The organism is Maritimimonas sp. 2210JD6-3 (assembly GCF_056591795.1).
The window spans coordinates 22,784-29,684 of record NZ_JBWQOJ010000038.1; the positions used below are offsets into that span (position 1 = coordinate 22,784).

The 6,901-nt window shown below is 34.3% G+C and carries 5 protein-coding genes; 3 read left to right on the forward strand and 2 right to left on the reverse strand.

Annotated elements, in window-relative coordinates; translation table 11 throughout:
• Nucleotides 1-67: 67 nt before the first annotated feature.
• Nucleotides 68-1,285: a 3-phosphoshikimate 1-carboxyvinyltransferase gene (locus AC1EUY_RS13475; protein WP_480196067.1), complete on the reverse strand. Its 1,218-nt coding sequence runs from the start codon at nt 1,283-1,285 to the stop codon at nt 68-70.
• Between the two features lie 66 nt (nt 1,286-1,351).
• Between AC1EUY_RS13475 and AC1EUY_RS13480 the strand changes: the two genes are divergently transcribed.
• The 3 genes from AC1EUY_RS13480 to AC1EUY_RS13490 are packed head-to-tail and all read left to right on the forward strand — an operon-like array spanning nt 1,352 to nt 5,642.
• A complete protein-coding gene (locus tag AC1EUY_RS13480) occupies nt 1,352-4,483 on the forward strand; it encodes a WD40/YVTN/BNR-like repeat-containing protein (protein WP_480196068.1) in 3,132 nt (1,043 codons plus the stop codon).
• A 4-nt stretch (nt 4,484-4,487) separates the two neighbouring features.
• On the forward strand, nt 4,488-5,012 hold the full coding sequence (locus AC1EUY_RS13485) for a TlpA family protein disulfide reductase (protein ID WP_480196069.1): 525 nt from the start codon (nt 4,488-4,490) through the stop codon (nt 5,010-5,012).
• Between the two features lie 60 nt (nt 5,013-5,072).
• Nucleotides 5,073-5,642: a thioredoxin family protein gene (locus tag AC1EUY_RS13490; RefSeq protein WP_480196071.1), complete on the forward strand. Its 570-nt coding sequence runs from the start codon at nt 5,073-5,075 to the stop codon at nt 5,640-5,642.
• Nucleotides 5,643-5,730: 88 nt separating this feature from the next.
• On the opposite strand, the gene AC1EUY_RS13495 is transcribed toward AC1EUY_RS13490, so the two are convergent.
• On the reverse strand, nt 5,731-6,882 hold the full coding sequence (locus AC1EUY_RS13495) for a hypothetical protein (RefSeq protein ID WP_480196070.1): 1,152 nt from the start codon (nt 6,880-6,882) through the stop codon (nt 5,731-5,733).
• Nucleotides 6,883-6,901: the final 19 nt, after the last annotated feature.

Sequence of the window (6,901 nt, forward strand, 5' to 3'; positions counted from 1 at the left end):
TAAATAATGACCAAAGTAAAAAAGGAGTCTAAAGAAAATTTAAAGATTTTTAAAAAATAAAACACAATTAACTAATGAATAACGACTTAACATCCTTCCAAAAATCAACATAAGATTTTGTTACCACATTTGCATCTTTAATAATAATAGGTACTTTAAGAGCAAGTGGTGCAAAAGCCATTGCCATTCTATGATCGTTATAAGTTTGAATGGTCACATTTTTATTGATAATCTTATTTCGTTTTAAATGCAAACTCTTATCAGTAATGCCAATTTCAGCACCTAACTTCTGTAGCTCTACCTGTAAAGCCACTAAACGATCTGTCTCTTTTATTTTTAGTGTATGCAGTCCTGTTAAATCACAATTAAGCCCTAAGCCAAAACAGGTAACCGCAATTGTCTGAGCAATATCTGGCGCATGTACCAAGTCTAATTTTATAGATTCTGATTGTGAAACTTTTTCTTTTTTTAACGTAATTGAATCACTATGAAATATAGTTTTTACACCAAATTTTTTATAAATATCAACTAAACAAGAATCACCTTGCAAACTATCTTCTTTATAAGCAGTTAAAATTACCTCAGTATCAACTTCACTCAATGCTATCAAGCTATAGTAATACGAAGCCGAACTCCAATCAGATTCGACAACAATTGTTTTATCTTCAATCTCTTTTTTAGAAAATATTGTAATGATATTACCAATCCATGCGTACTTTATTCCTAATTGACTTAACAACGTTAAGGTCATCTCAAGGTAAGGTCTCGAGGTGACTTCGCCAACCAATTCAATAGCTAAACCCTTTTCTAAACTTGGGGCTACGAGTAGTAACGCCGATATATATTGACTACTTACATTGCCATCAATGGCAACGTTGCCTTTGTTAAGGTTTGTACCTTTTATTTTAATGGGTGGATATCCTTCTTTATTCAAATACGTTATATCTGCACCAAGATCTATGAGTGCATCTACTAAAATCTTTATTGGACGCTGTTGCATACGCTGAGAACCTGTTAACACCACTTCTTTGTCTTTTCGTGTTGCAAAGTAAGCAGTTAAAAAACGCATAGCCGTACCCGCATGATGTACATCAGCTAGATTATTAGCACCACGCAATATTTGTTGCATAGTACGTGTATCATCAGAATTTGATAAATTTTCTATAGATAGATTTTCGTAAAGCTGATTAAGAATAAGTAGTCTATTCGATTCACTTTTCGAGCCAGAAATTTTAACATTTTTTTTAACTATCTGTTTATCAGAGTAATTTAGGTGTAGATTCATTAAAATACAGTTAATGAATTAATTTTTATTAGTACATTTATATCTTACATTTCAACTAACTTAATCATGAAAAAAATTTCTTTCCTCATTGTTAGCATACTACTACTAACAAGCTTTAGTGTTGAAGCTCAAAAATACAAAAGAAAAAGACAGCAAAACACAACAAAATTTGATCAAAAATTTTACGATGCCTTAGAATGGCGAAATATTGGTCCGTTTAGAGGGGGGCGTAGTGCGGCTGTGACTGGCGTGTCGGGAAAACCCAATCTATTTTACATGGGAGCCACTGGAGGTGGTGTCTGGAAAACTATCGATGCTGGAAATACTTGGCAAAACATTTCTGATGGATTTTTCGGAGGTTCAGTAGGTGCCGTTGCCGTAAGTGAATGGGATACTAATGTTATCTATGCGGGTATGGGTGAAGTTACTGTACGTGGTAATGTTTCATCAGGTGATGGTATTTGGAAATCGGTAGATGCAGGAAAGACATGGCAACATATGGGGCTCAAAAATTCAAGACATATCCCAAGAATTAGAATACATCCTAAAAATTCCGATATTGTGTATGCTGCTGTACTTGGCGACCTATACAAATCATCCACAGAAAGAGGTGTTTATAAATCTATTGACGGTGGCAAGAATTGGAAACGTGTTTTATTTTCAAGTGCTGATGCCGGTGCTGTTGATTTAGTGATAGATCCTAATAATGCACGCATACTTTATGCTTCTACTTGGGACATAAGAAGAACGCCTTATAGTCTTTCTAGTGGTGGTGAAGGCTCTGCATTATGGAAAAGTATTGATGGAGGAGATACTTGGAAAAACATTTCAAGTAATGAAGGACTCCCAAAAGGGCTTTGGGGAATTAGTGGTGTGACTGTTTCTCCTGTAAATTCAGATCACGTTTGGGTACTCGTAGAGAATAAAGAGGGTGGTGTCTATAAATCTACAGATGCGGGAAAAACATGGAAACTCATTAATAGTGAGCGTAAATTACGACAACGAGCATGGTATTACACAAGAATTTATGCCGACACGCAAGACGAGAATATTGTTTATGTGATGAATGTACAATATCACAAATCTACCGATGGCGGTAAAACATACAAAACCTTTAATGCACCACACGGTGATCATCATGATCTTTGGATCGCCCCCGAAGATAATCAACGCATGGTTATTGCTGATGATGGTGGTGCACAAGTAAGTTTTGATGCTGGTGAAAATTGGACCACCTATCACAATCAACCCACATCTCAATTTTATAGAGTAACTACAGATAATAGCTTTCCGTATAGAATTTATGGAGCACAACAAGATAATTCAACCGTACGAATTGCACATCGAACTGATGGAAGGTATATCACCGATAAAGATTGGGAAGCTACCGCAGGTGGTGAAAGTGCCCATATTGCTGTCGATCCAACTGATAATGATATTGTCTATGGTGGTAGCTATGGTGGATTTTTAACACGTGTAGATCATAAAACTAAAGAAGTTAGAGCTATTAATGTTTGGCCAGATGACCCAATGGGGCATGGTGCCGAAGATTTTAAATATCGTTTCCAATGGAATTTCCCAATATTTTTCTCACCTCATAATTCGAAAAAATTATATGCAGCCTCCAACCATTTGCATATTACAACCAATGAAGGACAGTCTTGGGAAATTATAAGCCCTGATCTTACAAGAAATGATCCAAAAACATTAGGTCCTTCGGGCGGTCCTATTACAAAAGACAATACGGGTGTTGAATATTATGCTACTATTTTTGCTGCTGTTGAGTCGCCACAAGAAGAAGGCCTGATTTGGACAGGTTCTGATGATGGATTAGTACATATCTCTAAAAATGGTGGTAACGATTGGCAAAATGTAACTCCTACCAATATGCCAGAGTGGATGATGATCAATTGTATCGAAATCGACCCTTTTACTAAAGGAGGAGCCTATATCGTAGGAACCAAATATAAAACGGGAGATTACAAACCCTACATCTACAAAACTACCGACTACGGAAAGACTTGGAGGAAAATAACCAATGGCATTGGCAATGAAGATTTTACAAGAGCATTACGTGCAGATCCGAAACGTAAAGGATTACTCTATGCAGGCACCGAAAGAGGTATGTATATTAGTTTTGATGATGGAACGAGTTGGCAGAATTTTCAAATGAATTTACCCATGGTTCCCATTACCGATCTCGCTGTGAAAAATGATAATCTTATTGCCGCAACACAAGGGCGTTCTTTTTGGTTAATAGACGATCTTACGCCGTTACATCAATTAAACACCAACCTTATAAATGAAGACTTCTTTTTATATAAACCTATGAATAGTTATCGGTTAGGTGGGGGTAATGGTGCCAAATCTAAAACGAATGGGCAAAATCACCCAGGTGGTGTACTTGTTAATTTTTATTTGAAAGATACCGCCAAAGCGGATACTGTTTCGTTGGCATTTTATGATAACTCTAAACAATTAATAAAGCGTTTTTCAACCCATCCTGATAAGGATAAAAAAGAAGAAAAATTAAACGTTAAAAAAGGAAGCAATCAGTTTCAATGGAATATGATGTATCAAGGTGCCGAACGCGTAAAAGGTATGATCTTATGGTGGGCATCGTTAAATGGCCCCAGAGCTTTACCTGGTAATTACACGGTAAAACTCGGTAAAAATGGCACTACAAAGTCACAAGATTTTACGATTTTAAAAGATCCTAGAACAAAAGCTACTGATGCCGATGCTAAAGCACAATTTGATTTTATTGTCGAAGTAAGAGATAAGCTTACCGAAATTCATAAGGCACTAAAAAACGTAAAGAAGGTAAAAGATCAGGTAGCAAACTTAAAAAAATCGATCTCTGATAAAAAAAAGCACAAAGATTTATTAGAAATGGCATCAAAAGTATCTAAAGATGTTTCTGATATCGAAAAGAAATTATATCAAACGAAAAACAGAAGTAATCAAGATCCGTTGAATTTTCCTATTCGATTGAATAATAAGTTAGGGCATTTAAATTCGCTAACGTCTATAGGTAATTATCGTCCTACAGATCAAGCAGTAGCATTTAAAAATGAAATTGTAAAAGAAATAGATAAGGAGCTTACTGCACTGTATAAAATATTTACTACTGACGTAAAAACACTGAATGAGAAAGTAAAAGAAAGTAATATTGATCTCATTCAGTTAAATAAATAATAAAATGAAAGAACCATTTACTAATATACATCTGAGATTAAAAGTTCTTATTATGTTATTGCTTTTTTGCTCTGTACATATTAGCATTGCGCAAGAAACGCTACCAAAAGTTAGAGTGTATCAAACTTTTGAGGCTTTTGAAAACGATATTATAAAAAATCCTGATAAAGCAAGGGTTATCAATTTTTGGGCGACTTGGTGTAAACCATGTGTTGAAGAATTACCTTTTTTTATGGAATGGCAAAACTCATCTAAAAGTAAAGGTATAGAATTAGTATTGGTAAGTCTTGATAGAGAAAAAGATCTTGAAAAGCGAGTGATTCCTTTTTTAAAAAAAAGAAATATAAAAGCGAATCATATTTTATTGGCAGATGGTAAAGCTTCAAAATGGATTGATAAAGTGGATCCTAGTTGGAGTGGTGCCATTCCTGCTACCTTATTTTTAAAAGGAAATAAAAAACGTTTTGCCGAAAAAGAATATAGCTCGGCAAAAGAATTAAGTGATGAAATCTCAACTTTTTTTAAATAAATAAAACTAAATAGTATGCGTTATGTAATGTTATTTTTGATGCTATCAACTAGTATAGTGATGGCTCAATCTAAGTATAAAGGTTCTGCTGCAACATCTGGAGGTTATAAAGTAGGCGATCTAGCAACAGATTTTTCTCTGAAAAATATCGATGGTAACATGGTCTCGTTGGCCAATTATAAAGATGCGAAAGGATTCGTAGTAATCTTTACCTGTAATCACTGCCCGTATTCAGTGATGTATGAAGATAGGATTATTGCTTTAGATAAAAAGTATAAAGAAATGGGCTATCCAGTGATCGCTATTAATCCTAATGATCCTAAAATTTATCCTGGTGATAGTTTCGATAAAATGATTGTGAGAGCTAAAGAAAAAGGATTTACTTTCCCTTATTTATACGATGACGGACAAAAAATATTTCCTCAATATGGTGCTACTAAAACACCTCATGTGTATCTATTAGATAAAGATAGAGTAGTAAAATATATAGGTGCTATTGATGACAATTCTCGTGACGCAGATGCCGTTGAAGAAAGATTTTTAGAAAACGCCATCAATGCGTTGGCCGAGGGTAAGCCTATAGAAAAAAAGGTAACAAAAGCTATAGGGTGCTCTATTCGAGTATTGTAAATTATTACTAAAAATAAATCCCGGTACAAATGTTAGTCATTGCACCGGGATTTTCTATAGAATCTATCCCCTTATTTCTAAAATACAGTTAAGAATCTGTACCAAAGCATTGCTCTTCGAGCGCTATAAATTCGTCATCATTATTTATCTGCTTTATTGTGCCATCGTTTAACTTTACATTTAAAGGATAACCAATATCAAAATATTCTTCAGCTCCTAAGGCATCTAAAAAGTTATCAAACTCATCATCACTATTAACTACTACTGTAGTCCCATCTTCTTTGATTAATGTTAATGGATATTCTATTGTAAAGCAATCTTCGATATCAACATCTTCATCGAAACAAGTATCAAAAGCTTCGTCAAACTCATCATCTGAATTGATAACTCTTTCTGAATTGTCTTGTAATACTATTGTAATAGGATAATTAATTTGAGGCTCTTCACCTTCACCAAGATTTTCAAAATAGTCGTTTAATTCTTCTTCAGACTTTATAGTTATATTTCTATTTGAAGAACCTACTGTAATAGGAAATTTGATACTAAAACACTCAAAATCTCCATCATCGAATCCGTCAAAATCTTCAAAATCGTAGCACTTGCTATATACTTCATCAAACTCTTCATCATTAGTAATTGTTCGTTGACTTCCGTCTTCGGCAAGTGTTATGGTGATAGGATATACAAATGTAGGTTCAGCATCTTCTGGTAAAGTATCGTAGAAATTATGCAACTCTTCCTCACTATTTACGGTGGTATTATTACCATTACCATCTGTAACAGTTAACGGAAAATTGAGTTCAAAACATTCAGTTTCATCAAAGCATTTATTGTACGCATCATCTAAAGCTTCTACAGTTGCTATTGCTTGTTCTTCATTATCATCAAATTTAATTGTAATAGGATACACAAAATCAGGCGTTGCATCTTCGGGCAGTGTATCGTAAAAATCAAAAAGTTCTTCTTCGTTATTTACATTAGTAGTATTGCCACTACCGTCTGTAACAGTTAATGGAAACACAAATTCAAAGCAGTCAAAATCTGCTATACATTCTGAAGCAAAATCTTCATCTTCGGTAGTACTTTTAGATACCACCGACTTTGCAACCTGTTTAACACGTTGCTTTTTACTGGTTGCTGATGGGTTTGAAGTAGAACTATTATCATTATTACATCCAGTTAAAGTAAGTAAGCTTATAACACATAACAATGTAAAGCCATAAAAAAGTCTTTTTCTCATAATTAAAATTTTAGTTATG

Coding starts and splice junctions, on each gene's coding strand:
- AC1EUY_RS13475 (WP_480196067.1), bottom strand. CDS start 1,285: ATGAATCTACACCTAAATTACTCTGATAAACAGATAGTTAAAAAAAAT.
- AC1EUY_RS13480 (WP_480196068.1), top strand. CDS start 1,352: ATGAAAAAAATTTCTTTCCTCATTGTTAGCATACTACTACTAACAAGC.
- AC1EUY_RS13485 (WP_480196069.1), top strand. CDS start 4,488: ATGAAAGAACCATTTACTAATATACATCTGAGATTAAAAGTTCTTATT.
- AC1EUY_RS13490 (WP_480196071.1), top strand. CDS start 5,073: ATGGCTCAATCTAAGTATAAAGGTTCTGCTGCAACATCTGGAGGTTAT.
- AC1EUY_RS13495 (WP_480196070.1), bottom strand. CDS start 6,882: ATGAGAAAAAGACTTTTTTATGGCTTTACATTGTTATGTGTTATAAGC.